The following is a 24739-nucleotide window of genomic DNA, read 5'->3' as shown; positions in this document are numbered from 1 at the left end:
GGGCGCCTCGCACCTCAACCGGTCAGCGTGGGTTCACGACCTCGGCGTCGCCGCCGCCGCGGCGGGTGGGCTCGGCGACGGCGGTCATCTTGCCGTGCGGGCCGAACTCGATACCGGTGACGGCGCCGATCTCGGCGGCACTCGTGCCGGGGGCACCGGCGGCCGTGAAGGTGTGACCGTAGGCCTCGAGCGCGGCGCCGTACTCGTCGATGAACGCCTGCTCCGCGGTCACGCTCGCGGTGTTGCGCTGCGAGGCCCGCGGTGCGGCGACCGCGTCGGGCAGGGACATCCCGAGGTCGAGCCGGTTGACGAGCACCTGCAGCACGGTGGTGATGATCGTCGAGCCGCCGGGCGACCCGAGCGCGATGGCGGGGCTGCCGTCCTGCAGCACGATCGTCGGCGACATCGAGCTGCGCGGCCGCTTGCCCGGCTCGATCCGGTTCGGGTCGGCGGGGTCGTAGACCGCGGTGAAGTCGGTCAGCTCGTTGTTGAGCAGGAACCCGCGGTGCGGCACCGCGATCCCCGAGCCGCCGGTCTGCTCGATGGTCAGCGTGTAGGACACGACGTTCCCCCACCGGTCGGCCGTCGTGAGGTGCGTCGTCGAGAGACCCTCGGTGTCGGCGGTCGGGTCGGCGGCGGTCGTCGACTCGGGGCAGACGCCGTCGTAGGACGTCACGTCGCCCGGAGCGACCGGCTTCGGCGCGGCGGTCGCCGGGTCGATGTTGCAGGCGCGCTCCTTGGCGAAGGTGTCGTCGAGCAGGGCGTGCAGCGGTACGTCGACGTACGCCGGGTCGCCGACGTACTTCCCGCGGTCGGCGAACGCCAGCGCGGTCGCCTCGAGGTAGTGGTGCAGCGCGTCGACCGTGGACATGCCACCGAGGTCGTACTGCTCGAGGATGTTGAGCGCCTCCCCCATCGTCGAGCCGCCGGACGACGACGGCGCCATGCCGTAGACGTCGTAGCCGCGGTAGCCGACGTGGGTCGGGGCCTGCAGGATCGCGCGGTAGTCGCGCAGGTCCGACGGCTTCATGCTGCCCGGCGGCGCCGGCAGGTCGGTGTCGCCGCTGACCGGCGGGTGCTGCACGACCTGCGAGATCTCGTGCGCGAGCGGCCCGTCGTAGAGCCAGTCGACGCCGTGCTCACCGACCAGGTCGTAGGTGCGGGCCAGCAGCGGGTTCTTGAAGGTCGAGCCGACGGCCGGTACGCCGTGCGCGAGGAACAGGTGCTTGGTCGGTGTGAAGGTCTGGAACCGCTCCTCGTTCTCCGTGGTCTGCAGGTTGAACGTGTCGTCGACGACGAACCCGTTCCGCGCGAGGCGGGCCGCCGGCTTCAGCGCCTCGCGCAGCGACAGCGAGCCCCAGCGGTCCAGGGCGGTGTCCCAGGTGGCGGGCGTGCCCGGTACGCCGACCGAGACGCCGCTGGTGACCAGGTCGGGAGTGAACGGGTAGGGCTGGCCGGTGTCGGGGTCGATGAACGCGTCGTGGGTGATCCCCGCCGGCGCGGTCTCGCGGCCGTCGATGGTGCGGACCTTGCCGGAGTCGGCGTCGTAGTAGACGAAGTAGCCGCCCCCGCCGAGGCCCGAGCTGTAGGGCTCGGTCACGCCGAGCGCCGCGGCCGTGGCGACCGCCGCGTCGACGGCGTTGCCGCCGTTCTTCAGCACCTTCAGCCCGATGCGGGACGCGTTCGGGTCGACCGAGGTCACCGCCCCGCCGTGACCGACGACGGTCGCGTTGCGTGGCGGCTCGGTGGCCCGGTCGGCGCCCGGTGGCGACGCGGCGGTGCCGGCGGTCGGCGTACCGAGCAGGGCCGTCCCGAGGGCGGCGGTGGCGAGGATGGCGGTCGTTCGCAGCATGGGTCCTCCCGAGATGGAGCCGATGCCCCAGCTTTACTCCTGCCGGGCAAGTGAGCTCAAGGGTGCGCCGGGGGTTTCGAGGCTCGGCGCTGGGGCGCCTCGCACCTCAACCACCGGCGGTGCGGTCCTCCTTCAGCGGGCCGAGGACCTGGTAGCGGGCGGCGACGAAGGCCTTGTTCCGGGTGGCCTCGAGCAGCTCGAGGTCGAGGCGGCGCGGGAGGATCTGGCGGCCGGCGCCGAGGGTGACCGGCGCGGTGTAGGTGATCACCTCGTCGAGGAGGCCTGCGTCGGCGAAGCTGCCGACGAGCTCGCCGCCACCGACCACCCAGAGGTCCTTGCCGGCCGCGGCCGCGACCATCGCGTCATACACGGGCCGGACGTCGCCGGAGGCGAACCGCACGTCCGCGGGGACCTTGGGCATCGGCAGCTGGCGGGTGGACATCACCCAGGTGGGCATCGCGTAGTACCACTCGTCGGGGGCGTGCTCGAGCACCCACTCGTAGGTGGTCGACCCCATCACGAGGGCGCCGATGTCCTTGATGAAGTCCTCGTAGTTCAGCGGTCCGTGCTCGTCCTGGTCCTGGCGCATCAGCCAGTCGAGCGAGTCGTCGGGGTCGGCGATGAACCCGTCGAGCGTCGTGGCGGTGTAGTAGATCAGCCTGGTCACGGCAGCAGCATGCGCGCGACCACCGACACCGGCGCCGCGGTCAGCGGCGGAGCGCGGGGTGCCCGCGACGCAGCACCGGCAGCAGCACCGACCGTGGGGTGAGCCAGGAGAGCCGGGCCGACACGATGTTCGCGGCGCCGGGGATGACCACCCGCCGGCCCTTCGCCAGCCCGTCGACCGCGGCCTTGGCCACGGCCGCGGCGTCGACCCACATGATCTCCGGCATCGCGCCCTTGGCCTCGGTCTCGCTGATCCCGGCGGTGTCGAGGAACCCGGTGTCGACGGGTCCCGGGCAGAGCGCGGTCACCGAGACGCCCTGGCGGCGTACCTCCTCGGCGACCGCCTGGGTGTAGGCGAGCACGAACGCCTTGCCCGCCGAGTAGCCGGCCTGGCCGGGGATCGGCTGGAAGGCCGCCGTGGACGCGACGTTGAGGACCGCGCCCGTCCCCGCGGCGGTCATGGCCGGGAGGAAGCGGGTGGTCAGGTCGACCACGGCCGCCACGTCGACCTCGACCATCCCGAGCTCCGCCTCGGGGTCGGCCTTCGCCACGGCACCCATGGTCGACCAGCCGGCGTTGTTGATCAGGACAGAGACGGTCAGCCCGAGCTCGGCGACGCGGCCCGGCAGCGCCTTCCGTGCGGCCCGGTCGGTGAGGTCGGTCGGCAGCACCTCGGCGCGTACGCCGAGCGCGGCGAGCTCGGTCGCGAGGGCATTGAGCTTGTCCTCGCTGCGGGCGACGAGGACCAGGTTGTGGCCACGACCGGCGAGGTTGCGGGCGATCTCGGCACCGATGCCGGAGGAGGCGCCGGTGACGAGGGCGGCGGTGTCGGAGGTGGGCTGCGGGAGCGACATGCCTGTCAGGTTAGAGGTGCCGTGGCGGCTCGCGCCGCGGCGAGGGCCTGGTCGACGCGGTCGGGGGCGGCGTGGGGGACCCAGGCGATCCGGGGGTCGGTCTTCCACCAGGCCAGCTGGCGCCGGGCGAACTGGCGGGTGGCGATGACCGTGCGGTCGCGCGCCTCGTCGAGGGTCAGGCGGCCCTCGAGGTGGGCGATCACCTGTTGGTAGCCGATGGCGCGCGAGGCGGTCCGGCCCTCGGCGAGCCCGAGGTCGAGCAGCCGCGCGACCTCGTCGACGAAGCCCGCGTCGAACATCTCGTCCACGCGCCGGACGATCCGCGGCTCGAGGTCGGCACGGTCGATGGCGACGCCGACCTGGACGCTGTGCGGGTCGGCGTACTCCTGGACGGGCAGGCTGGCGGTGAACGGCTTCCCGGTGATCTCGACGACCTCCAGCGCGCGGACGATCCGGCGCCCGTTGGAGACCTCGATCCGGTCGGCGGCAACGGGGTCGAGGTCGCGCAGCCGCCGGTGGAGCGCGGCGCTGCCGACCTCCGCGAGCTCGGCCTCGAGCCGGCCGCGGACCTCGGGGTCGGTCCCGGGGAAGTCGAAGCGGTCGAGGATCGCGCGGGTGTAGAGGGCGGACCCGCCGACGAGGACCGGCACGGCGCCGCGCGTGCGGATGTCGGCGATAGCGGCGCGCGCCCAGCCCTGGAACTCCGCGACCGTCGCCGGCTCGGTGACCTCCAGCAGGTCGAGCAGATGGTGCGGGATGCCGCGTCGCTCGGCGGGCGGCAGCTTCGCCGTACCGATGTCCATGCCGCGGTAGACCTGCATCGCGTCGGTGTTCACGACCTCGCCGCCGAGCCGCTCGGCGAGGTCGAGGGAGAGGCTGGTCTTGCCGGCGGCGGTCGGCCCGACCAGCGCCACGATCGGGACCACCTGCTCCATGAGGGGCAGTCTGCCAAGGCGGCTAGGTTGTGCCGGTGACGGTTCAGGACCCGGCCACCGGGGCCGAGCGCTTCGTGGTGGTGCCGGCGGCGTACGTCTTCTTCCTGCGGGACGGCGAGCACGGCACGGAGGTGCTGCTCCAGCTGCGGCGCGGGACGGGCTACATGGACGAGCACTGGGCGGCCGCGGCCGCGGGGCACGTCGAGCGCGGCGAGACCGCCGAGGTCGCGGCGCGGCGCGAGGCCCACGAGGAGGTCGCGGTCGAGGACGTCGAGCTGACCTTCGTCACCGCGATGCAGCGGACCGCGCACGACCTGCCCATCGACGAGCGGGTCGACTTCTTCTTCACCGCGCGGTCGTGGACGGGCGAGCCGCGGATCGTGGAGCCCAGCAAGTGCGCCGACCTGCGGTGGTACCGGCTCGACGGGCTGCCCGACCCGGTCGTGCCGCACGAGCGGGTGGTGCTCGAGGGGATCCGCGCCGGGTCGCTGCCGGCGCTGACCCACTTCGGGTTCTAGCCCGCTCAGCCGAACGGCCGGGTCCCGATCGTCTCGCCGGCCGAGCGCAGCGTCGCGGTGCCGGAGAGGTGCCGGGCCAGCGGGTTGGTGCGCGCGCTGACGGTGACCGGCGGCGGTGGCGTGCCGGCGTAGTCGAAGGTGCACCGCACCGAGAACGGCCCGAGCAGGAGGCTCCTGCAGCTCCAGCCGGCACCCGGGTGCGGGGTCCCGACGGTCACGAGCCCGTGGAAGGCGAACCGGACCTCGATCGTGCGGGCCGGTCCGCCGAGTAGGTCGACGTCGGCCGCGACGCGCCAGTTGACCGAGCTGCCGACCTGGGTGGCGCGGACGCTCGCCAGGTCGGTGTGCTCGGTCGGGCCGCCGGGGTCGGCCGGGGTCGGGCTGACGTGCGGCGGGTCGGTGGGGTGGATCGTCGAGGGCGCGTCGCTGTGCGGCGAGGACGGCGGCGCGGACGACGGGTTGCCCGAGGGCGGTGGGGCCGGCGTCGGGGCGGTCGCGACCACGGGCGGGGCGGCGGGCAGCGGTGCCGGCGGCCGGGCCGTCGGCCCGTGCCGTGCGGGTGTCCGGTCCCGGTGGTGCTGGTCCTTCGGCCCGGGCGCCACGGCCCCGTGGTCGCCGGCCGCGGACCGCGACTCCTCGCCCGCGTGGTGGTGGGTCACCACGAACGCGCCGACCGCGGCGAGGCCGATCGCGACCGCGGCCGCCGCGGCGATGCCTGCCGGGCCGGTGACGCCGCCCCCCGCCGCCGCCGCGCTGCCGGCGGCAGCGCCCCCGGACGTCGTACCACCCGAAGCAGCGCCGGCCGCGGCCCCGCCGGCGGCCGCCGCGGCGCCGCCGGTGCCGAGGAGCACGAGCAGGCCCTTGCTGCCGGTCGCGGCGCCGAGCAGCACGATCGGGAGGACGTAGGCGGCGAGCCTGCGGTTGGCCGCCTCGACGGCGAGGAAGGAGTCCTGGCAGGCCGGGCAGTCGGCGACGTGGTCGTCGAACTTCGCCGAGGCACGAGCGCCGAGGTCGCCGCGGGCGTGCTGGCCCATCCGGGCGTGCGTCCACTGGCAGGCCGGGCGGGCGGGCTCGGGTCCGGCGTGCCGGTCGAGGTAGGCCCGCTTGAGGCCCTCGCGGGCCCGGTGCGCGAGCGAGGAGACCGCACCGGGTCGCAGGTCCAGGAGCCGCGCGACCTCCGCGGGCTTGCGGCCCTCGACCTCGACGTGCCAGAGCACCTGCTGCCAGCTCTCGGGCAGGCTGGCCAGCGCGTCGACCGCGACGGTCTCGTCGAGGCCCTCGACCATCGCCTCCGGGCCGGGCTCGGTGTCGTCGAGCAGCCACGGCTGGTCGGAGACGGGTGCCTCGCTGGTCGCGCGGAGACCGTCGCGGTAGCCGTTGCGGATGGTGACGTGCAGGTAGGACCGGAAGTTGCTGGTCGGGCCGGCGCCGTTGCGCAGCGCGGCGAGCACCTTGGCGAAGGACTCGGCGACCAGCTCGTCGGCGTGCTCGGCGCCGACCAGGATCCGGCCGAGACGGCGCGCGTCGTCGAGGTGCTCGCGGTAGAGCGTCTCGTAGGCAGCGTCGTCGCCCGCGCGCACGCCGTCGAGCAGCTGCTCGTCCTGCGCGTGCGCAGCGTCGTCCGCCATCGCTCTTCCCCCATGTGGTGCCGTGCCGGTGGCCGTTAGCAGTGTGTAACGGCCTCGCGCATCCGTCCAGCGCGTCCCTTCTCCGACACGGTCCCGACATCCCCGGAAGAAAGATCCGGAAACCGCGTGATGTTCCGTCGGCGTCTCCGTCTGGACAGGTGACAGGCACGGCCGAGAGGCCGGCAGCACCGACCGAGGGGCGACGAGGATGACGATCACCGTGCTCAGGCCCGTCCGCGCCAGCGCGGGGGTCGCGGACCTGTACGCCGCCTTCGTCACCCGCCGCGCCAGCGAGCCGCAGCACGAGCGGCTGCTCGACGTCGTGATCGGGGTCCTGGCCCGTGCCGACCGGGTGGTCGGGGCGGGGCACGGCGCGCACGTCATCGCCTGGGAGCGGCTGCTCGGGCTCCTGGAGGAGCTGAGCGACGCGCGCCGGTCCACCGCGACCTGCGCGGTGAGCGCGAACCTGGTCGGCCTCGCCGTGTACGACGACCCGGCCGACCACGCCGATCTCGCCGACCTCGTCCAGCTGCTCGGGCACGGCCCGCTCGCCCGGCTGCAGCACCGGCACGGGCGGCGACTGGAGGGCGACGCCTCCCTCCCGGTCGCCACGGCGGTGATCCGCCGGCTCCTCGCGGAGGGGCTCCGCGAGCGCCTCGCGGCGGCGCCCGCCACGGGGGCGCGCTTCGACATCATCGACAACGTCGGGATCCGTGCGGCACACGCCCTGCTGCAGCAGGGCGTCGACCGGAGCTGCCCGGCGCCGCCGGTCGAGTCGGTCGAGGAGCTCCTCGACATCGCCGAGAACGGAACGATCGGCGAGTGGCGGCACCTGGTGGGGCTGGCGTCGGAGAGCGCGTGGTCGCCGTACGCCGTCCGGGTCGCCGACCTCGCCCGGGAAGCGGGCTTCGAGCACGCCGCGGCGATGATCGCGGCGCTCCTCGACCTGTGCCGTGAGCAGCAGCGGGAGGCCGAGCGCGACACGGTCGCGCGGGAGATCGGCCGGCTGGTCGCGCTCAGCGGCGTGCCCGAGCCGGAGTTCGCCGCGTGGATGGGGACCACGCCGGAGCGGCTGTCGACGTACGCGTCGGGCACGGTCACGCCGTCCGCGGCCGTGATGCTCCGGATCTCGCGCACCTCGCTGGTCCTGCAGCGCCGGGCCGCGCTCGACGCGGCCGTCGGCAACCGAAAGCTCCTGTCAGTACCCGGGGACACGCGCGGTGCGCGCGGGACTGACAGGTCCCGGGGGATCCCCTACGGGACCGCGCCGAGGCGTCTGGGGGCGCCGCGGGGCGGCAACCCGTAGGGGGTCCCACGGGGGAGAGCCACCACCGCGGGAGGGCGATGGCCTCCTGCCCGAGCACTGGAGAGGGGTGCTCGGGCGGGAGGCAACCGCCGCTGGGGCTCGCGGTCAGCGGCCGCCGCGGGTGAAGGCGTCGTACGCCGGTCCGATGCGGTCGAAGTACGACGCGCTGCCGGCGAGCAGCTCGCGCGCCGCGTCGACCAGGCCGCTGTAGGCGACCCACGTCCAGGCTCCGCCGACGGAGATCCGCGCCGCGCCGGCGTCGGCGATCTCGGCGGGCGTCGGCCCGCCTTGCAGCAGCAGCACGTTGACCGGCCGGTCGACCTCGGCGCACACCGTCCCGACCTCCTCGAGCGTGCGCAGGCCGGGCGCGTAGAGCACGTGGGCGCCGGCCTCCTGGAACGCCTGGAGCCGGGCGACGGTCTCCCCCAGGTCGGTGTGGCCGTGCAGGTGGCCGTCGGCACGGGCCGTGACCACCAGCGTCCCGGGGCCACCGCTCGCCTCGACCGCGGCCGCGACCCGGTCGCGGGCGAGGGCGAGGTCGTGGACCGGGTTGTCGTCGTCGCGGGTGTAGTCCTCGATCGAGCAGCCCGCCAGGCCCGCCTCGCGGGCGGCGGTGATCGTGGCGGCGACCTCGTCGGGGCTGTCGCCGAAGCCGTCCTCGAGGTCGGCGCTGACCGGTACGCCGACCGCCGCGGCCAGGGCGCCGCCGTGGCCGACGGCCTCGTCGCGGGTGACCTCGCCGTCGCCGCGCCCGAGGGTCGCGGCGTACCCGCCGCTGGTCGTCGCGATCGCCTGGAAGCCGGCGCCGGCGAGGACCCGCGCGGAGCCGACGTCGAAGGCGTTCGGCATCAGGAGCGGGTCGCCGGGGCGGTGCAGGGAGAGGAAGTCGGTCATGGCTGCGACGCTAGGCGTGGCCACCGACAGGCGTGGCCACCGACAGGGGTTCCTCAGCGGTCAGCGCAGGCGGCGGGTGTCGAGCCGGGTCTCGACGGCGGTGCCGTCCGGGCCGCGCTCGACCCAGTAGGCGGCCGCGCCGTCCCGCTCGGTCAGCGCCTCGACCATCGTGGTGCCGCGGTAGAGCACGCCGGCGCCGTCGTCGGTGGCGTAGCCGGCGGGCAGCACCTCGTCGGCGATGAGCTTCTGGAAGAGCGGACGGCGCTGCTCCTCGGAGTCGTAGTGGACGCCGTTGGAGTAGGGCACCAGTCCCAGCCCGTTGGTCACCGGCCGCAGGTCGGGACCGAAGGAGTCGGTGGTCCCGCCCAGGTGCCAGCAGATCGACCCGGCCGAGACGCCCGTCAGCACGACGCCTGCCTCCCACGCCTCGCGCATGACCGCGTCCACGCCGTGCAGCTGCCACATCGCCAGCAGCCCCGCCACGCTGCCGCCCCACACCCAGATCACGTCCTGGCCGAGCAGGTGCTCCCGCACGTCCTCGACGTTCGGCATCGTGAACAGCTGCAGGTGGCTGCCGTGGAAGCCGGCCAGCTGGCTCATGTCGTAGAAGTCCCGGATCAGCTGCGGGTTGTCGCCGCTCGCCGTCGCCAGGAAGCAGACCCGCGGCGCCCGCCCGGTCACGCCGGCCAGCTCCACGGCGTACGACGTCAACGGCCCGACCTCCCACTTGGTGCGGGAGCCCGAGACGGCTCCCCCCGAGGTCGCCAGGATGGTCGGTTCGTCAGCCGGCATGCGACCGATCTTGGCATCCCGGTCCGGCGGCCCGTTCAGGCCGGCCCCCCTGCCGATCCCCGTTGACGTCAGGTAGGGCCAGCCCTGCTTGACGTCAAGGCGGGCCCGGCGGCCTGCTTGACGTCAGTCAGGCCTCCGCCTGACTGACGTCAAGCAGGTCGCGCAGCCCTACCTGACGTACCGCAGGGCTCGACCCGACTGACGTCAAGCAGACCGCGGGGGATGCGCGGCTGGGGTCGCCTGCCGGATCGCGTCGAGGCGGCGGACCAGGATCCGGCGGGCGGCGTCGAGCGAGACGGTCGGACTGGGCGCGACGAGCGCGGCGCGGAGACCCTCGGCGAGCGCGAGCAGCTCGTCGACGTCGTCGTCGGCGGGATAGGCGCGCAGCCAGTCGGCCAGCCGGTGCCGGAGGTCGTCGCGCTCGTCGCGGCGGACCCGACCGACCACCCCGAGGGGATCCGGCTTGCCGACGGCGTCCTCGCCGCGGGCGAGCTCGGCGAGGGCGATCCACACCCGGACGCCGTGCGCCTCCTCCGGGCCGGCAGGCAACGCGGGGACCGGCGGATCGCTCAGCAACGCCGCGGCGGTCCACCCCAGCCAGCGCTCGCCGAACGTGGCGACCGTCAGCCGGATGATCCGGCTCCGCGGGCCGTCGGCGTCCCACAGCCGCTCGCTCAGTGCCTGTCGGGTGATGCCCATCCACCGTGCGAGCGCGGCGACGTTCACCCCGTCGGCGCCCCGCTTGGTCAGGACCTGGACGGCGCCGTCAGCCAGCACCTCACGGATGTCCTGGGAGTCGGCGCGCAGGAAGGGCGACATGCCGACAGGCTGCCAGCCGTCCCCCTACCGCGAGACGCTCATCCACAGACGGGGGCGTCGGGCAGTGGCGCAGGTACGCCGACCGCCGGCATGCCGAGCCCGACGGACCGCGCCTCCGCCGCCCGACCCTGCCGCGCGTCCCAGGCGTCGCCGGACCGGGTCCGGCGCAGCGCGCGGACCGGGCCGTCGGCGACCAGGTGGTGCGGGGCGGCGTACGTGATGCCCACGGTGACCAGGTCACCGGGACGCGCCTCGCCGTCGACCTGCGAGAAGTCCGCCTCGAAGTGCACGAGCCGGTTGTCCGGCCCGCGCCCGGAGAGCCGGTGGGTGGCGGCGTCCTTGCGGCCCTCGCCCTCGGCGACCATCAGCTCGACCTCGCGGCCGACCAGCCGCTTGTTCTCGTCCCAGGCGATCTGGTTGACCAGCTCGACGAGCCGGTCGTAGCGGTCCCGCACCACGCCGGCCGGGACCTGGTCCGGGAGCTCGGCGGCCGGCGTGCCGGGCCGCTTGGAGTACTGGAACGTGAAGGCACCCGAGAACCGCGCCTCCCGCACGACGTCGAGCGTCGCCTGGAAGTCCTCCTCGGTCTCGCCGGGGAAGCCGACGATGATGTCGGTGGTGATGGCGGCGTCGGGCATCGCGGCACGGACCCGGTCGATGATGCCGAGGTACTTGGACTGGCGGTAGGACCGCCGCATCGCCCGCAGCATCCGGTCCGAGCCGGACTGCAGCGGCATGTGCAGCTGCGGCATCACGTTCGCCGTCTCGGCCATCGCCTCGATCACGTCGTCGGTGAACTCGGCGGGGTGCGGCGAGGTGAAGCGCACCCGCTCGAGCCCGTCGATCGAGCCACACGCCCGCAGCAGCTTGGAGAACGCCTGCCGGTCGCCGAACTCGACGCCGTAGGAGTTCACGTTCTGACCCAGCAGGGTGACCTCGGAGACACCCTCGGCGACCAGCGCCTCGACCTCGGCGAGGATCTCGCCGGGCCGGCGGTCCTTCTCCTTGCCGCGCAGCGAGGGGACGATGCAGAACGTGCAGGTGTTGTTGCAGCCGACGGACACCGAGACCCAGGCGGCGTACGCCGACTCGCGCTTGGTCGGCAGCGTCGACGGGAACACCTCGAGCGACTCGAGGATCTCGACCTGCGCCTCCTCCTGGACCCGCGCCCGCTCCAGCAGCACCGGCAGCGAGCCGATGTTGTGGGTGCCGAACACGACGTCGACGTACGGCGCCCTGGCCGTGATCGTCTGCCGGTCCTTCTGGGCGAGGCAGCCGCCGACGGCGATCTGCAGGCCGGGGTTGGCGGCCTTGATCGGCGCCAGGTGGGAGAGGTTGCCGTAGAGCTTGTTGTCGGCGTTCTCCCGCACTGCGCAGGTGTTGAAGACGACCACATCGGCACACTCGGCCCGGCCGGCCGACGACCCCGGCTCGAACGGGACGTACCCCGCGTCCTCCAGGAGCCCCGAGAGTCGCTCGGAGTCGTGGACGTTCATCTGGCACCCGTAGGTGCGCACCTCGTAGGTGCGGGGCTCGGACGCGGTGCTCGACGCGGTGCTCATGACCCGAAAAGGGTACGGCGAGCGGGCGATCCTGCCCGAATCGCTACTTCTTCGCGGTGACCCAGAGATTGATGTGGCCCTCGGCGACGACGGTGCCGTCGTCCCGCACGCACTTCACCCGCACGGCGACGTCGCCGTCGGCGGTGTCCCACTGCGCCTGGTCGGTCTCGGCGATCGTGGTGATGTCGCTGCTGGCCTTGGCGGTGTAGGAGACGTCCATCCCCTTGGGGATCCAGCGCTTGTCGGCGGGGATGGTGACCTCGGCGAGCGCCCCCATGGCGGCCTCCATGCCGTTGCAGAGCGCGATCGCGTGCACGGTGCCGATGTGGTTCTGCACGCCGCGGCGCTTGGGGATCACCAGCTCGACGTGGTTCGGCTCGACGACCGTGAACCGCGGGCGGATGGTCGCGAAGTACGGCGCCTTCTGGCTGAACGCCAGCGAGAACACCCGCTTGCCGACCGGCTCGCCGAGGAAGGGGACGCCGGTGCTGATGTCCCAGAGCTTCTTGACCGCACTCATGCGGCCGAGGTTACTCGCGGGTAACCAGCCCCGGCAATCGGACCTGCGTCACGTCGCGGCCGCCATCACCTCGACCCGGTTGCCGGCGCCGTCGAAGACGTGGAACCGCTCGTAGCCCGCAAAGGTGAGCCGCTCGGTCCAGTCGACGTCGAACCCGGCCGCCGCGAGCCGCTCGGCGGACAGCTCGAGGTCGGTGACCGAGTCGAGCAGCAGGGCGGGATGGGCCTTGAGCGCCGGCGCGAACGGGTCCTCCACGCCGACGTGGATCTCCGCGGCGACCGCGCCCGCGGCGTCGTACACCCGGAACCAGCAACCGCCGCGCTGCGCGAGCTCGCCGGGCTTCTCGACCTCCATCATCCCGAGCCCGTCGCCGTAGAACCGGCGCGCCTCGGTCTCGCCGCCGGGCGGGCAGGCGACCTGGACGTGGTGCAGCTTCATGACTTGCTCCTCACGGCGACGAGGAAGACCCGACGGAAGGGAAGCACGACCCCGTGGCCGTCGTCGGGATACGCGGCCCGCAGCCGCCGCTTGAACTCGTCCTCGAACGCCGGGCGCAGGTCGTCCGGCAGCGCCTGCAGCGTCGGCCGGGCGCCGGTCCCGGACACCCAGGTGAAGACGGGGTCCGCCCCGTGCAGGACGTGGAGGTACGTCGTCTCCCACGCGTCGACCTCGCAGCCGAGCGCGGTCAGGGCGCGGAGGTACGTCGCCGCGTCGTGGGCGCTCGGAGTGGCGACGCCCCCTCCGGTGGTCGAGGAGGTCGCCCTGGCGACCGTCTCGAGACCCTCGGCGTACGGCGCCTCGGCCGCCAGCTCGTCGCGGATCGTGTGGCTCGGCTCGCCGAAGTTGCCCGGCACCTGGAACGCGAAGGTCCCGCCCGGCCGCACCTTCGCCACGAGAGCCGGCAGCAGCTCGAGGTGACCCGGCACCCACTGCAGGGTGGCGTTCGAGACCAGCACATCGACCAGACCGGCGGTCGAGTAGTCGTCGCGAGGGACGAGCGACGGCGTATCGAGACCCCTTGTGAGACCCGCCCACTCCCGCAGGTCCCCCACCTCGAAGCGCACGCCGTCGACGTCCTGCCGGGCGCGCTCGATCATCTCGGCGCTGCTGTCGACACCGAGCACGTCGGCCTCGGGCCACCGCCGGCGCAGCAGCGCGGTCAGGTTGCCGGGGCCGCAGCCCAGGTCGACGACGCGTTCCGGCTCCTCGGCCCGGACCCGCGCCAGCAGCTCGACGAACGGGCGGCCGCGCTCGTCGGCGTACGCGAGGTAGCGCTCGGGGTCCCAGCGGTGCGTCATGCGGAGGCCCCGACGAAGTCGAGGATCCGCGCGGCGACGGCGTCCGGCTGCTCGAGCTGGAGGAAGTGGCCGGCGCCGTGGACGACCGTGACCTCGCTGCCGGCGGGCAGCCGGGGCGCGACCCGGTCCGCCCAGCGCCGGTCGAGGCAGCCGTCGTCGGCGCCGTGCAGGTAGAGCAGCGGGACCCGCGGCGCCTTGACCCAGTCGTCGGCGAGCGCGCGGTAGCGGTCCGGCAGCCGCCAGACCCGCGGCTGCGCGCGGTAGTAGCCGATCGCCGCCGAGCGGTGCTCGTCGTCGGGGAGCGACGCGGCGAGGTGGGCGAGGTCCTCGGTCGCGTCGTAGCCGGGCGACCAGCGCCGCCACAGGTGCGCGACCAGGCGGTCGAAGCTGCGCTCGGGGAGGACGGGGAGCTGGTTGAACAGGGTGTACCAGCTCAGCACCAGCTGCCGCGGCAGGATCCGCGCCCACCCGAGCAGGTCGGCGCGGTCGGGGTTCATCGCGGAGAAGGGAGGTACGGCGAGCGCGACGACGCGCGCGAACGGGCTCTCGCCGTACGCCGCGAGGCCGTTGGCGGTGATCGCACCCCAGTCGTGACCGACGAGCACGGCCCGGTCGTCGCCGCCGAGCGCGGCGTGCACGGCGAGCGCGTCGGACATCAGCGCCGGCACGTGGTAGCTCCGGTCGGCAGGGAGGCCGGAGGGCGCGTAGCCGCGGGTGAACGGGGCGACCACGCGATAGCCGGCCTCGGCGAGAGCCGGCCCGAGGTGCCGCCAGGTGTGCGCGGTGTCCGGGAACCCGTGCAGGAGCACGGCGAGCGGGCGGCTCCTGTCCTCGATGTCGCCCCAGGCGAGGCTGACCAGCTCGAGCTGGTCGAGGTCGGTGGTCACGGTGTCCACGGGGGCGACCCTACCCGACACTCTCTTGATATCAAGATTCTTGAGACGTCGGTTAAGGTTCTGTCATGTCCGGCGGGCGCGACGAGGTCGACGACCTGATCGAGGCGTGGGCGCGCGCGCGCAGCGACCTCGCGATGGGTCCCGTCGCCGTCTTCAGCCGGATCTCGCGGCTGGCCCACCACCTCGACCGCGCGCGTCGGCAGGCGTTCACCGAGCACGAGATCGAGCTGTGGGAGTTCGACGTGCTGGCCGCGCTGCGCCGCGCCGGGTCGCCGTACGAGCTCTCGCCGGGGCGGCTGCTCAAGGAGACCCTGGTGACCAGCGGGACGATGACCAACCGGGTCGACCGGCTCGCCTCGCGCGGCCTGGTCGAGCGGCATCCCGACCCCAGCGACCGCCGCGGGGTGCTGGTCCGACTCACCCCCGAGGGCAAGAAGGCCGTCGACGGCGCGTTCACCGCGCTCATCGACGCCGAGAACGAGCTGCTCGCCGACCTCTCACCCGCCGACCAGGACGCCCTCGCCGGCCTGCTCCGCCGGCTGCTGCTGCCGTTCGAGGACTGAGCCGCTACTCCACGACCTCGGCCGCCTCGAGCCACTCCAGCTCGGCGGCGTCCTTCTCCTCCTGCACCTCGCCCAGCTCCGCCGCGAGCTCGGTCAGCTTCTCGGGGTCGGTCGCGTTCGCCGCGATCGCCTCGTGCAGCTCCGCCTCCCGCGCCGCCAGCCGCTCCAGCTGCTTGTCCAGCCGGGCGAGCGCCTTGCGCGCCGTACGCTCCTCCGCCGACCCCGCCTTCGCCCTGGATGGTCTCGATACGCCGCCTCGTTCCTCGGCGGCTACTCGACCAACGGTGATGTCGCCGGTCGAGTAGCCCTCGCGAGGAACGAGCGAGGGCGTATCGAGACCTGCGGCGCGGCGCTCGAGGTACTCGTCGACGCCGCGGGGGAGCATCGAGATCTGGCCGTCGCCGAGGAGGGCCCAGACGGTGTCGGTGACGCGCTCGAGGAAGTAGCGGTCGTGGGAGACGACGACGAGGGTGCCGGGCCAGCCGTCGAGGAAGTCCTCGAGGACGTTGAGGGTCTCGATGTCGAGGTCGTTGGTGGGCTCGTCGAGCAGCAGCACGTTGGGCTCGGTGAGCAGCAGCCGGAGCAGCTGGAAGCGCCGGCGCTCGCCGCCGGAGAGGTCGCCGAGGCGGGCGGTGAGCTTGTCACCGGTGAAGCCGAACCGCTCGAGCAGCGAGGTCGCCGTGACCTCGCCGTCGACGGTCCGCGTCACCCGGCGGATCGACTCGACGGTGGCCAGGACGCGCGACTCGGGGTCCTCGAAGTCGACGTTCTGCGACAGGTGCTGGAGCACGACGGTCCGCCCCTGCCGCACCCGCCCGTGCTGCGGGGCGAGCTCACCGGACAGCAGCGCGAGCACCGAGGTCTTGCCGGCCCCGTTGACCCCGACGATGCCGACCCGGTCGCCCGGGCCGAGCCGCCAGGTGGCGTGCTCGAGCAGGACCCGCTCGCCGCGGCGGAGGTCGACGTCCTCGATGTCGAGCACGTCCTTGCCGAGCCGCTGGGTGGCGAACTTCTGCAGCTCGAGCCGGTCGCGCGGGGGCGGTACGTCCTCGATCAGCGCGTTGGCGGCGTCGATGCGGAACTTCGGCTTCGACGTACGGGCGGGCGCGCCGCGGCGCAGCCAGGCGAGCTCCTTGCGGACCAGGTTCTGGCGGCGGACCTCGGAGGAGGCCGCCTGCCGCTGCCGCTCCGCCTTGGCGAGGACGAAGGCGGCGTACCCGCCCTCGTAGGCGTCGACCACGCCGTCGTGGACCTCCCAGGTCTGCTGGCAGACCGCGTCGAGGAACCACCGGTCGTGGGTGACGACGACCAGGGCGGACGGTCGCGCGGCGAGGTGCGCGGCGAGCCAGGCGACCGCCTCGACGTCGAGGTGGTTGGTCGGCTCGTCGAGGATCACCAGGTCGTGCTCGCCGAGCAGCAGCGCGGCCAGGCTGCAGCGACGGCGCTCGCCTCCCGACAGACCGGCGATCGCGCGGTCGAGGTCGACGCCGGCGAGCAGCACGTCGACGATCTCCCGGAGCGCCGGGTCCGCGGCCCACTCGTGGTCGGCCTTGCCCTGCAGGACCACCTCGCGGACCGTGTGGTCGTCGGCGAAGTCGTCGGTCTGCCTCAGGAAGCCGACGAGCAGGCCGCGCTGGCGGGAGACCCGGCCCGTGTCGACCGGCTCCTCCCCCGTCATCACCCGCAGCAGGGTGGTCTTGCCGTCGCCGTTGCGCCCGACGATGCCGATCCGCTCACCGGCGGCGACGCCGAGGGAGACGTCGGTCAGCAGCGGGCGGACGCCGTAGGCCTTGGAGACCTTCTCGAGGTTGAGCAGATTCGCCATCAGTTGTAGGACACCACGTGCGCGCCGGCCACCGGTCCGTTGGCCACCATCACGTTCTCGTGGCCGAGCTCGGCGAGGCGCGCGACGATCTCGCGGGCGTGGGCGGCATCGCGGGCGGCGCCGAGCAGCGTCGGGCCGGACCCGGAGAGGAGCGCCGTGGTCGCGCCGCACGTGAGGATCTGCTCGGCGGTCCGCTCGAGGTCCTTGCGCAGGTCGAACGCCGGGTCCTCGAGGTCGTTGCGGACCAGCAGGGCCATCGTGTCCGGGTCCGCCTCGCGCAGCATCTTGTAGCGCGGCTCGTCGATGCCGATCTCGTCCTCGGCGTACTCCCCGACGTCGAAGGCGGCATAGACCGTCGGCGTCGGCAGCCCGATCTCGTTGAAGACGACCACCCACCACCAGGTGCCGTTGTCCTCGACGGGGGTGACGACCTCGCCGCGGCCGGTGCCGTGCGCGGTACCGCCGACGAGCGCGAAGGGCACGTCCGAGCCGAGCCCGGCGGCGAGCGCCAGCAGGTCCTCGTCGGAGGTCTGCAGGTTCCACAGCCGGTCCAGCGCGAGCAGCGTCGCGGCCGCGTCGGCAGACCCGCCCGCCATGCCGCCCGCGACCGGGATGCCCTTGCGGATCTCGATCGCCGCCGCACGGTCCACCCCATGGTGGGTGACCAGCGCCTTGCCGGCGCGGACGGCGATGTTGTCCTCGTCCTCCGGTACGCCGGCCAGGTCGACGTGGGGGTCGTCGGACACCGTCCGCACGGACCACTCGTCCGCGCTGGTCACGGTGACGTCGTCGTAGAGCGAGACGGCCTGGTAGAGCGTCTCCAGCGGGTGGAAGCCGTCCGGGCGCGCCCGGCCCACGCCGAGGAAGAGGTTGATCTTCGCCGGCGCCCGGACCGTCACCGACAGCGGATCCGGAAGAGGCTCGGCACTCATGTCGTCTCCATCATCGGTGGTTTCGAGGCTCGCTTCGCTCGCACCTCAACCACCGGGACTCGCTTCGCTCGCACCTCAACCACCGGGACTCGCTTCGCTCGCACCTCAACCACCGGACCCCAAGGCCTCGGCGATCCGGATGAAACCGTGCACGTCGAGCGACTCGCCGCGGGCGAGCGGCTCGATGCCGGCGGCGACCAGCGCGGCCTCGGCCGCCTCGCTGCTGCCCGCGATCTCGCGCAGCGCGCCCCGCAGGCCCTTGCGCCGGTGGGCGAACGCGGCGTCGATGACCGCGAAGACGTCCGCCCGGGAGACCGCGGTGGTCGGCGGGTCGCGGCGGGTCCACGCGACGAGCCCGGAGTCGACGTTCGGCGCGGGCCAGAAGACGTTGCGGCCGATGGCGCCGGCGCGGCGTACGTCGGCGTACCAGGCGGCCTTGACCGACGGGACGCCGTACACCTTGGAGCCGGGGGCGGCCGCCAGCCGGTCGGCGACCTCGGACTGCACCATCACCAGGCCGTGCTCGAGCGAGGGCAGCAGCGCGAGCAGGTGCAGCAGCACGGGGACCGAGACGTTGTAGGGCAGGTTGGCGACCAGCGCGGTCGGCGGCGGCCCGGGGAGCTCGGTGATGCGCAGCGCGTCGGCGGGTACGACGACCAGCCGCTCGGCGTGGTCGGGCGCGTACTCCGCGACCGTGGCCGGCAGCGCGTCGGCGAGCAGCGGGTCGATCTCGACCGCGGTGACCGACGCGCCCGCCTCGAGCAGCGCGAGGGTCAGCGACCCGAGGCCGGGCCCGACCTCGACGACCACCTCGCCGTCGGCGACACCGGACTCGCGCACGATCCGCCGCACCGTGTTGGCGTCGATGACGAAGTTCTGGCCCCGTTGCTTGGTCGGCCGGATGCCCAGCTTGTCGGCCAGGGAACGGACCTCCGCCGGCCCGAGGAGTCTCGGACCGGCGGGGCTCGTCATGCGGTGAGGCTATCCGTCAGTACGCCTGGGCACCGCACACAGGCCAGGCGCCGTAGCCGCCCTCGGCGGCGCGGACCTTCTCGGCGATGGCGATCTGGGTCTCACGGCTGGCCTCGCTCGGCAGGCCGGAGCCGCCGTACGCCTGCCAGGTGCCGAGGCTGAACTGCAGCCCGCCGTAGTAGCCGTTGCCGGTGTTGGCCGCCCAGTTGCCACCGGACTCGCACTGCGCGATGGCGTCCCAGACGGTCGAGCCGCCGGCATAGTTGGAGGTCGGCTCCTGCTTGGTGCCCTGCGCCACGACCTCGGCCACGGCCGGGTCGAGCACCTTCTGGTGCAGGACGACGCGCTTCACGAGCTTGCCGTTCTCGAACACGAGCCGGTAGGTCACGTTGCGCGTGCCGGCCTCGGCGTCGCGGACGACGGTGTCGTCGCCCTCGTACGCCGAGTCGTCGTCGCGGTAGACGGTCGGCACGTCGTAGCTCTCGTGGCTCACGTGCTTCCTCTTGAAGTCCACGTCGGTGAACGTGATGTGGTCGCCGTCGTCGACCGTGGCGCCGAGCTTCGGCGAGATGCGGTCGTTCTTGTCCCACTTCACGTGCAGCGACGTCAGGGCGTCGCGGACCGTGTAGGCCGGGACCTCCTTGGTGACTGCCTTGTGGCCGGCGATCGCGACCGTCAGCTTCTTCGGCGTGACCACGCGGATCTGGGTGCCACCGCGGGGGATGTCGAGGCTTCGGCTGGTCATCACGCGCGCGCCGGCGGTGATGCCGCTGAGCTCCTCGACGGCCTGGTCCACGTCGGTCGCGGTGACCCAGTGCGTGGTGGTCTTGCCGTCGACGGTCAGCTCGACCGGGCGGCCGTAGCGCACCGAGATGCGGTCGCCGTCCTGGATCGGCTCGTCCACGTCGGGCTGCACGAGGTCGTGCCGGCCGACGGTGATGTCCTGCGCCTGGAGGACGTCGCCCACGGTGTGCTCGCCGAGGCCGGACACGGTGCGGTCCTTGCCGTCGACGGAGAGGGTCACCGTGGTCTTCATCGTCTGGTAGCCGTAGGTGGCTCCCATGACGGCCAGGGCCACGACCACGGCGGTCGCGACCAGCACGGTGCGGCTGGCGATGAGTGCGGCCAGTCGGGCCTTCAGGCTCGCGCTGGTCGCGTCGGGGGTCTGGGTGGTGTGCTCACTGGCGGGCACGATTCTCCGAACGTCGTACTCTCCGGGCCTCGGGCGCCAGCACAGCCCTGTCCGGGAGCGGGCCGCCGTACCTCATACGTACGGCGGCGCGTGCCCCCTGACCCGGGCGCCTCGGGAGCGGCTCGTGGCTGCTCCCGGCGCTGGTCGTAACGGTTCCCGATCCCGGCCGTCGCGCTCTACCGAAACAACAGCAAGCACCGGAATGCAAACCCGCGACGGGCCCGGCAGGCGTGCGGAGTGACCCGTTTCACCGGTTCGACGCCTCACCAGCACCATCGTTCACACCCGGTTGCTTGCAATAGTTTGCGCCCTGCTGCGTGCCGGCTACCAGGCGCCGCCGAACGCGGCGAAGGTGTTCGCCTCGATCGCGGCGCACAGCTCGCCGAGGTCCTCGTCCCGCTCCGCGGCCATCCGCCGGACCGTCAACGGCACCAGGTAGGAGGCGTTCGGGCGGCCCCGGTGCGGGCTGGGGGTGAGGTACGGCGCGTCGGTCTCGACCAGGATCCGGTCGCGCGGCCCGAGCCGGAGCGCCTCGCGCTGCGGCTCGGCGTTCTTGAAGGTGACGGTGCCCGCGAAGGAGAGGTGGGCGCCGCGGTCGAGGCACTCGCGCGCGAACGCGCCGTCGCCGGAGAAGCAGTGCATGACCCAGCGGTCCGGCGCGCCCTCGGCGTCGAGGACGTCGAGCACCTCGGCGTGGGTGTCGCGGTCGTGGATCACCAGGGTCTTGCCGAGCCGCTTGGCCAGGTCGATGTGCCAGGCGAACGACGACACCTGCGCGCGCCGGCCCTCCTCACCGGTCCGGAAGGCGTCCAGTCCGGTCTCCCCCACGGCGCGGACCCGGTCGTCGGCCGCGAGCCGCTCGATCTCGGCCCAGGCCGCCTCGAGCTCGCCGCGCTCGGCGAGCCGCGGCGCCTCGTTGGGGTGCAGCGCGACGCCGGCCACCAGGGCGTCGTGCTCCTGCGCGACCTGGACGGCCCACCGGGCCCCGCGCAGGTCACACCCGATCTGCACGATCCGGGGCACGCCGACCGCCGTCGCGGCGGCGATCGCCTCGCCCGCGTCCCACGGCTCGCCCTCGCGGGCGATGTCGAGGTGGCAGTGGTTGTCGACGACCGGGTGCGGCAACGGCTCGGGGACCCCCGGCCGGCCGTCGGGCACGCCGGCGGTCATCCGTCCTTGCCGGAGATCCGGCCGAGGATCGCGTCCGCGAGCGCGTCGGGCGCCTCGGTCGGGATCCAGTGCGACACGTCGGAGAGCACGACCAGCCGATAGGGCGCCTCGACGACGGAGTCGGTGCGGTCGACGGCCCAGCGGCCGACGAAGTGGTCGCCGTCGCTCCACACCAGGGTGGTCGGGACGGTCACGTTGCCGCCGACGGACCGCGGGTCGGAGAGCGGCAGCCCGCGGTACCAGTTGATGGCCGTGGTCAGCGCGCCGTCCTCGAGGATCTCCGAGCGGAACCGGTTGATCGCGTCCTCGTCCATCCCGCCGCGGCGTGCCCAGCGCTGGAAGATCCGGGACCCGGCCAGTGCCTCGGGGATCACCGGCAGCTGGAAGAACGCCATGTACCAGGACTTGATCCCCTGGGCCGACCGCGTCCAGGACTTCATGAACAGGCCCGGGTGCGGGACCGACACGGCGGTGAGGGTGCGCACCTTGTCGGGATGCATGATCGCGACGAGCCAGGACACGCTCGCGCCCCAGTCGTGCCCGACCACGTGGGCGCTGCCGCCGACCTCGTCGATCAGCGCGACGATGTCGTCCACCAGCTCGCTCTGCACGTAGTCGCGACGGCGCTTCGGCCGGGCACCGGGCGAGTAGCCGCGCTGGTCGATCGCCAGCGTCCGGTAGCCCGCCGCGTTGAGGATGGGCGACACGTAGCGCCAGCACGTCGCACGCTCCGGGAAGCCGTGCATCAGCACGACCGGCTCGCCGTCGACCGGGCCCTCGTCGCGGACGTCGAAGGTCAGCCCGGCGCGCCGGACCTCGGTGATCCGGCCGCTCACGTCATTCACCGACATGCACCACCTGGTAGACCTCCCGCTTCGGCAGCCCGGCCTGTACGGCGACCTGGGCGATGGCGTCCTTGCGTCTCATGCCGTCCTCCTCGAGCGCGGCCACGGCCGCGCGCAGGCTGTCCGGGTCGCTCGCCACGGCGGGGCCCGCCGTGGCGCCGGAGACCACGATCGTGATCTCGCCCCGGACCCCATCCTCGGCCCAGGCCGCGAGCTCGGCCAAATGGCCCCGGCGGATCTCCTCATAGGTCTTGGTCAGCTCGCGGCACACCGCGGCCGGCCGGTCGGCGCCGAGCGCCTCGGCCATCGCCGCCAGGGCCGCGGCCGTCCGGTGCGGCGCCTCGAAGAACACCATCGTGCGCGGCTCCGCGGCCAGGGCGGCCAGCCGCCGGGCCCGCTCGCCCGCCTTGCGCGGCAGGAAGCCCTCGAAGCAGAACCGGTCGACCGGCAGGCCGCTCACCGCGAGGGCGGTCAGCACCGCGCTGGGGCCCGGGACCGCCGTCACCGTGATGCCGCGCTCGACCGCCGCGGCGACGAGCCGGTAGCCGGGGTCCGACACGCTCGGCATGCCGGCGTCGGTGACCAGCACGACCCGCTCGCCCGCCTCGAGGGCCTCGACCAGGGTCGGCGTACGCGCGGACTCGTTGCCCTCGAAGTAGGACACGACCCGGCCTCCGACCTCGACCCCGAGGTCGGCCGCGAGACGGCGGAACCGGCGGGTGTCCTCCGCGGCGACCAGGTCGGCCTTCGCGAGCTCCTCCGCGAGCCGGGGCGGCGCGTCGGCCACCCGGCCGATCGGCGTCCCCGCCAGCACCAGCACGCCATCCGCCATGGGGCCGATCATGTCAGTCCTGCCCACGTACAGTTCCTCCTCGTGACCGCCGAGCCGACCGTGGGGTTGTCCCGCACCGCGGACGGTCTCCCGGTCCCCTCGGCGCGCGAGCGGGCGCGCGGTGTGCTGACCGGGATCCGTCGCCGGGAGCGGCTGATGGGCTGGCTCGCGCCGCTCGGGCTCACGCTGGTCGCGTTCGGCCTGCGGGTCTATCACCTCGGCACGCCCAAGGTGTTCGCGTTCGACGAGACCTACTACGCCAAGGACGCGTGGTCGCTGCTCAACAACGGCTACATCGAGACCTACCTGACCGACGTCGACGGCAACTCCAAGACCGACATCAACGCCGACATCCTGGCCGGGCACACCCACGGCGTGTGGACGGGTGAGCCGTCACTCGCGGTGCACCCCGACGTCGGGAAGTGGCTGATCGCGCTCGGCGAGAAGGCGTTCGGGATGGACCCCTTCGGCTGGCGGATCATGTCCGCGGTCATCGGGTCGCTGATGATCCTGGTGATGTGCCGGCTGGTCCGGCGGATGACCGGGTCCACGCTCCTCGGCTGCGTCGCCGGGCTGCTGCTGATGCTCGACGGCATGCAGCTGGTGCTCTCCCGGCTCGCGCTGCTCGACATCTACCTCGCGTTCTTCCTGCTCTGCGCGATCCACTGCCTCGTCGCCGACCGCGACTGGTTGCGCCGCAAGCTCGCCGAGGGTCTCGATACGCCGCCTCGTTCCTCGGCGGCTACTCGACCAACGGAAGGGGCCTCCGTTGATCGAGTAGCCGAGGCGAGGAACGAGCCTCGGCGTATCGAGATCCGCAGGCTCGGCTTCCTGTGGCGGCCCTGGCTGCTGGCGGGCGGGGTCTGCTTCGGGCTCGCGGCGGGGACGAAGTGGACGGCGATCTACCCGCTCGCGGCCTTCGGGATCATGGTCGTGCTGTGGAGCGCGGGCGCCCGGCGGTCGTTCGGGGTCAGGTGGCCGCTGCTCAAGAGCGTCCTGCTGGACGGCGTACCGGCGTTCCTGTCACTGGTGCTGCTCGGCACGATCGTCTACATCTCGACGTGGGCGGGCTGGCTCGCGCACTCCGGGAGCTACGAGGACCACCTGAGCTCCACGCAGTACACGCAGTACACCGGCCACGGCCACTGCGCCAAGAAGGACGACTCCTACGTCGCCACGCAGCTGGACACCAGCAAGCACTGGCCGACCGCGGACGAGCCGGACGCGCACGGCCCGGCCGAGCTGTGGCAGTCGCTGCGCTCGCTCTGGTACTACCACCAGGACGTCTGGACGTTCCACACGCACTTCCTCAACTGCGCGACGCACACCTACCAGTCGAAGCCGTCGAGCTGGCTGCTGCTCAACCGGCCGGTGGGTGTCGCGGTCACCAACGACATCCAGCCCGGCGACGACGGCTGCGACGCGCCCCAGGGCAGCGACTGCATCCGCCAGGTGCTGCTGCTCGGCACGCCGACGATCTGGTGGGCCGGGTGCATCGCGCTGATCTTCGCGGCGGTGATGTGGGTCGGTGCCCGGGACTGGAGGTACGGCCTGGCCGTCGTCGGCACGCTGTCCACCTGGCTGCCGTGGCTGCAGTACGACGACCGGCCCATCTTCCTTTTCTACGCCTCGGCGATCCTGCCCTTCGTGGTGATCGCGCTGACCCTCGCCATCGGGCAGCTGATCGGGCCGTCGCGCTACCCCTCGCCGCGGCGCACCGTCGGTGTCGTCGTCAGCGGTGCCTTCGTCGTGCTCACGCTGGTGAACTTCGCGTGGTTCTGGCCGATCTGGACCGACGGGCTGCTCACCCACAGCGAGTGGCTGGACCGCATCTGGTTCTCGCGCTGGGTCTAGCGACCCGCCTGTCG

At 73.2% G+C, this 24739-nt stretch carries 24 protein-coding genes; 4 read left to right on the top strand and 20 right to left on the bottom strand.

Annotated elements, in window-relative coordinates:
* Positions 1-22: 22 nt before the first annotated feature.
* From ggt to miaA, 4 genes are all read right to left on the bottom strand, one after another.
* Positions 23-1852 (bottom strand): gamma-glutamyltransferase, encoded by a 1830-nt coding sequence (gene ggt / locus ABD709_RS00685; protein WP_344771844.1) that lies wholly within the window; start codon positions 1850-1852, stop codon positions 23-25.
* Positions 1853-1958: 106 nt separating this feature from the next.
* Entirely contained in the window at positions 1959-2519 is a 561-nt protein-coding gene (locus tag ABD709_RS00680; protein ID WP_344771843.1) for a dihydrofolate reductase family protein, read from the bottom strand.
* A gap of 40 nt (positions 2520-2559) precedes the next feature.
* Positions 2560-3372, bottom strand: coding sequence for an SDR family NAD(P)-dependent oxidoreductase (locus tag ABD709_RS00675; RefSeq protein WP_344771841.1), 813 nt, complete (start codon positions 3370-3372; stop codon positions 2560-2562).
* Positions 3373-3377: 5 nt separating this feature from the next.
* Positions 3378-4307 (bottom strand): tRNA (adenosine(37)-N6)-dimethylallyltransferase MiaA, encoded by a 930-nt coding sequence (miaA, locus tag ABD709_RS00670; RefSeq protein WP_344771840.1) that lies wholly within the window; start codon positions 4305-4307, stop codon positions 3378-3380.
* A gap of 35 nt (positions 4308-4342) precedes the next feature.
* Here miaA and ABD709_RS00665 point away from each other — a divergent pair, with 35 nt between their 5' ends.
* A complete protein-coding gene (locus ABD709_RS00665) occupies positions 4343-4825 on the top strand; it encodes an NUDIX hydrolase (protein WP_344771839.1) in 483 nt (160 codons plus the stop codon).
* Positions 4826-4830: 5 nt separating this feature from the next.
* Here the strand turns inward: ABD709_RS00665 and ABD709_RS00660 are convergent, their stop codons facing one another.
* Positions 4831-6453 carry a sigma-70 family RNA polymerase sigma factor gene (locus ABD709_RS00660; protein WP_344771838.1) on the bottom strand — a complete coding sequence of 541 codons (1623 nt, stop codon included), beginning with the start codon at positions 6451-6453 and terminating at the stop codon, positions 4831-4833.
* Between the two features lie 208 nt (positions 6454-6661).
* Between ABD709_RS00660 and ABD709_RS00655 the strand changes: the two genes are divergently transcribed.
* Positions 6662-7759, top strand: coding sequence for a hypothetical protein (locus tag ABD709_RS00655; RefSeq protein ID WP_344771836.1), 1098 nt, complete (start codon positions 6662-6664; stop codon positions 7757-7759).
* Positions 7760-7864: 105 nt separating this feature from the next.
* Here the strand turns inward: ABD709_RS00655 and ABD709_RS00650 are convergent, their stop codons facing one another.
* From ABD709_RS00650 to ABD709_RS00615, 8 genes are all read right to left on the bottom strand, one after another.
* The gene (locus ABD709_RS00650) at positions 7865-8653 is read right to left on the bottom strand and encodes an isocitrate lyase/PEP mutase family protein (RefSeq protein WP_344771834.1); all 789 of its coding nucleotides are present in this window, start codon (positions 8651-8653) and stop codon (positions 7865-7867) included.
* A 60-nt stretch (positions 8654-8713) separates the two neighbouring features.
* On the bottom strand, positions 8714-9445 hold the full coding sequence (locus ABD709_RS00645) for a Type 1 glutamine amidotransferase-like domain-containing protein (RefSeq protein WP_344771833.1): 732 nt from the start codon (positions 9443-9445) through the stop codon (positions 8714-8716).
* 204 nt (positions 9446-9649) lie between these two features.
* A complete protein-coding gene (locus ABD709_RS00640; protein WP_344771831.1) occupies positions 9650-10264 on the bottom strand; it encodes a hypothetical protein in 615 nt (204 codons plus the stop codon).
* Between the two features lie 38 nt (positions 10265-10302).
* On the bottom strand, positions 10303-11826 hold the full coding sequence (miaB, locus tag ABD709_RS00635; protein ID WP_344771830.1) for a tRNA (N6-isopentenyl adenosine(37)-C2)-methylthiotransferase MiaB: 1524 nt from the start codon (positions 11824-11826) through the stop codon (positions 10303-10305).
* Positions 11827-11869: 43 nt separating this feature from the next.
* Positions 11870-12346 (bottom strand): hotdog fold domain-containing protein, encoded by a 477-nt coding sequence (locus tag ABD709_RS00630; RefSeq protein ID WP_344771829.1) that lies wholly within the window; start codon positions 12344-12346, stop codon positions 11870-11872.
* Between the two features lie 48 nt (positions 12347-12394).
* A complete protein-coding gene (locus tag ABD709_RS00625) occupies positions 12395-12784 on the bottom strand; it encodes a VOC family protein (protein WP_344771827.1) in 390 nt (129 codons plus the stop codon).
* Positions 12781-13644: a methyltransferase domain-containing protein gene (locus ABD709_RS00620; protein WP_344771826.1), complete on the bottom strand. Its 864-nt coding sequence runs from the start codon at positions 13642-13644 to the stop codon at positions 12781-12783. The genes ABD709_RS00625 and ABD709_RS00620 overlap by 4 nt, the downstream gene beginning before the upstream one ends.
* Positions 13641-14540 (bottom strand): alpha/beta fold hydrolase, encoded by a 900-nt coding sequence (locus ABD709_RS00615; protein ID WP_344771825.1) that lies wholly within the window; start codon positions 14538-14540, stop codon positions 13641-13643. Before ABD709_RS00615 ends, ABD709_RS00620 begins: the two co-directional genes overlap by 4 nt.
* Positions 14541-14605: 65 nt before the next feature.
* Between ABD709_RS00615 and ABD709_RS00610 the strand changes: the two genes are divergently transcribed.
* Positions 14606-15103, top strand: a complete 498-nt coding sequence (locus ABD709_RS00610) for a MarR family winged helix-turn-helix transcriptional regulator (RefSeq protein WP_344771824.1) — start codon at positions 14606-14608, stop codon at positions 15101-15103.
* A gap of 4 nt (positions 15104-15107) precedes the next feature.
* On the opposite strand, the gene ABD709_RS00605 is transcribed toward ABD709_RS00610, so the two are convergent.
* From ABD709_RS00605 to rsmI, 7 genes are all read right to left on the bottom strand, one after another.
* A complete protein-coding gene (locus ABD709_RS00605; RefSeq protein ID WP_344771823.1) occupies positions 15108-16928 on the bottom strand; it encodes an ABC-F family ATP-binding cassette domain-containing protein in 1821 nt (606 codons plus the stop codon).
* On the bottom strand, positions 16928-17860 hold the full coding sequence (locus ABD709_RS00600) for a 4-(cytidine 5'-diphospho)-2-C-methyl-D-erythritol kinase (protein WP_344771822.1): 933 nt from the start codon (positions 17858-17860) through the stop codon (positions 16928-16930). Before ABD709_RS00600 ends, ABD709_RS00605 begins: the two co-directional genes overlap by 1 nt.
* 105 nt (positions 17861-17965) lie before the next feature.
* Positions 17966-18832, bottom strand: a complete 867-nt coding sequence (gene rsmA, locus ABD709_RS00595; RefSeq protein WP_344771821.1) for a 16S rRNA (adenine(1518)-N(6)/adenine(1519)-N(6))-dimethyltransferase RsmA — start codon at positions 18830-18832, stop codon at positions 17966-17968.
* A gap of 16 nt (positions 18833-18848) precedes the next feature.
* Positions 18849-20024, bottom strand: coding sequence for a resuscitation-promoting factor (locus ABD709_RS00590; RefSeq protein ID WP_344771820.1), 1176 nt, complete (start codon positions 20022-20024; stop codon positions 18849-18851).
* A 324-nt stretch (positions 20025-20348) separates the two neighbouring features.
* Complete coding sequence (locus tag ABD709_RS00585) at positions 20349-21194, bottom strand: TatD family hydrolase (RefSeq protein WP_344771819.1); 846 nt, start codon at positions 21192-21194, stop codon at positions 20349-20351.
* Positions 21191-22045 carry an alpha/beta fold hydrolase gene (locus ABD709_RS00580; RefSeq protein WP_344771818.1) on the bottom strand — a complete coding sequence of 285 codons (855 nt, stop codon included), beginning with the start codon at positions 22043-22045 and terminating at the stop codon, positions 21191-21193. Before ABD709_RS00580 ends, ABD709_RS00585 begins: the two co-directional genes overlap by 4 nt.
* The gene (gene rsmI, locus ABD709_RS00575; RefSeq protein ID WP_425575010.1) at positions 22032-22880 is read right to left on the bottom strand and encodes a 16S rRNA (cytidine(1402)-2'-O)-methyltransferase; all 849 of its coding nucleotides are present in this window, start codon (positions 22878-22880) and stop codon (positions 22032-22034) included. The genes ABD709_RS00580 and rsmI overlap by 14 nt, the downstream gene beginning before the upstream one ends.
* A 33-nt stretch (positions 22881-22913) precedes the next feature.
* Between rsmI and ABD709_RS00570 the strand changes: the two genes are divergently transcribed.
* A complete protein-coding gene (locus tag ABD709_RS00570) occupies positions 22914-24725 on the top strand; it encodes a dolichyl-phosphate-mannose--protein mannosyltransferase (protein ID WP_344771817.1) in 1812 nt (603 codons plus the stop codon).
* Positions 24726-24739: the final 14 nt, after the last annotated feature.

It is taken from the genome of Nocardioides panacisoli, from assembly GCF_039537325.1.
In the GTDB taxonomy this organism is placed as follows: domain Bacteria; phylum Actinomycetota; class Actinomycetes; order Propionibacteriales; family Nocardioidaceae; genus Nocardioides; species Nocardioides panacisoli.
Note: the sequence above shows the minus strand (reverse complement) of the source record. Positions and strands in the feature narration are given on the sequence as shown.

What these genes read in the sequence shown, in the direction of transcription:
- ABD709_RS00650 (WP_344771834.1), bottom strand. Translation starts at nt 8,653, where the DNA reads ATGACCGACTTCCTCTCCCTGCACCGCCCCGGCGACCCGCTCCTGATG.
- ABD709_RS00610 (WP_344771824.1), top strand. Translation starts at nt 14,606, where the DNA reads ATGTCCGGCGGGCGCGACGAGGTCGACGACCTGATCGAGGCGTGGGCG.
- ABD709_RS00655 (WP_344771836.1), top strand. Translation starts at nt 6,662, where the DNA reads ATGACGATCACCGTGCTCAGGCCCGTCCGCGCCAGCGCGGGGGTCGCG.
- ABD709_RS00625 (WP_344771827.1), bottom strand. Translation starts at nt 12,784, where the DNA reads ATGAAGCTGCACCACGTCCAGGTCGCCTGCCCGCCCGGCGGCGAGACC.
- ABD709_RS00645 (WP_344771833.1), bottom strand. Translation starts at nt 9,445, where the DNA reads ATGCCGGCTGACGAACCGACCATCCTGGCGACCTCGGGGGGAGCCGTC.
- miaB (WP_344771830.1), bottom strand. Translation starts at nt 11,826, where the DNA reads ATGAGCACCGCGTCGAGCACCGCGTCCGAGCCCCGCACCTACGAGGTG.
- ABD709_RS00675 (WP_344771841.1), bottom strand. Translation starts at nt 3,372, where the DNA reads ATGTCGCTCCCGCAGCCCACCTCCGACACCGCCGCCCTCGTCACCGGC.
- ABD709_RS00585 (WP_344771819.1), bottom strand. Translation starts at nt 21,194, where the DNA reads ATGACCGCCGGCGTGCCCGACGGCCGGCCGGGGGTCCCCGAGCCGTTG.
- ABD709_RS00640 (WP_344771831.1), bottom strand. Translation starts at nt 10,264, where the DNA reads ATGTCGCCCTTCCTGCGCGCCGACTCCCAGGACATCCGTGAGGTGCTG.
- ABD709_RS00660 (WP_344771838.1), bottom strand. Translation starts at nt 6,453, where the DNA reads ATGGCGGACGACGCTGCGCACGCGCAGGACGAGCAGCTGCTCGACGGC.
- ABD709_RS00580 (WP_344771818.1), bottom strand. Translation starts at nt 22,045, where the DNA reads ATGTCGGTGAATGACGTGAGCGGCCGGATCACCGAGGTCCGGCGCGCC.
- ABD709_RS00620 (WP_344771826.1), bottom strand. Translation starts at nt 13,644, where the DNA reads ATGACGCACCGCTGGGACCCCGAGCGCTACCTCGCGTACGCCGACGAG.
- ABD709_RS00630 (WP_344771829.1), bottom strand. Translation starts at nt 12,346, where the DNA reads ATGAGTGCGGTCAAGAAGCTCTGGGACATCAGCACCGGCGTCCCCTTC.
- ABD709_RS00600 (WP_344771822.1), bottom strand. Translation starts at nt 17,860, where the DNA reads ATGAGTGCCGAGCCTCTTCCGGATCCGCTGTCGGTGACGGTCCGGGCG.
- miaA (WP_344771840.1), bottom strand. Translation starts at nt 4,307, where the DNA reads ATGGAGCAGGTGGTCCCGATCGTGGCGCTGGTCGGGCCGACCGCCGCC.
- ABD709_RS00605 (WP_344771823.1), bottom strand. Translation starts at nt 16,928, where the DNA reads ATGGCGAATCTGCTCAACCTCGAGAAGGTCTCCAAGGCCTACGGCGTC.
- ggt (WP_344771844.1), bottom strand. Translation starts at nt 1,852, where the DNA reads ATGCTGCGAACGACCGCCATCCTCGCCACCGCCGCCCTCGGGACGGCC.
- rsmA (WP_344771821.1), bottom strand. Translation starts at nt 18,832, where the DNA reads ATGACGAGCCCCGCCGGTCCGAGACTCCTCGGGCCGGCGGAGGTCCGT.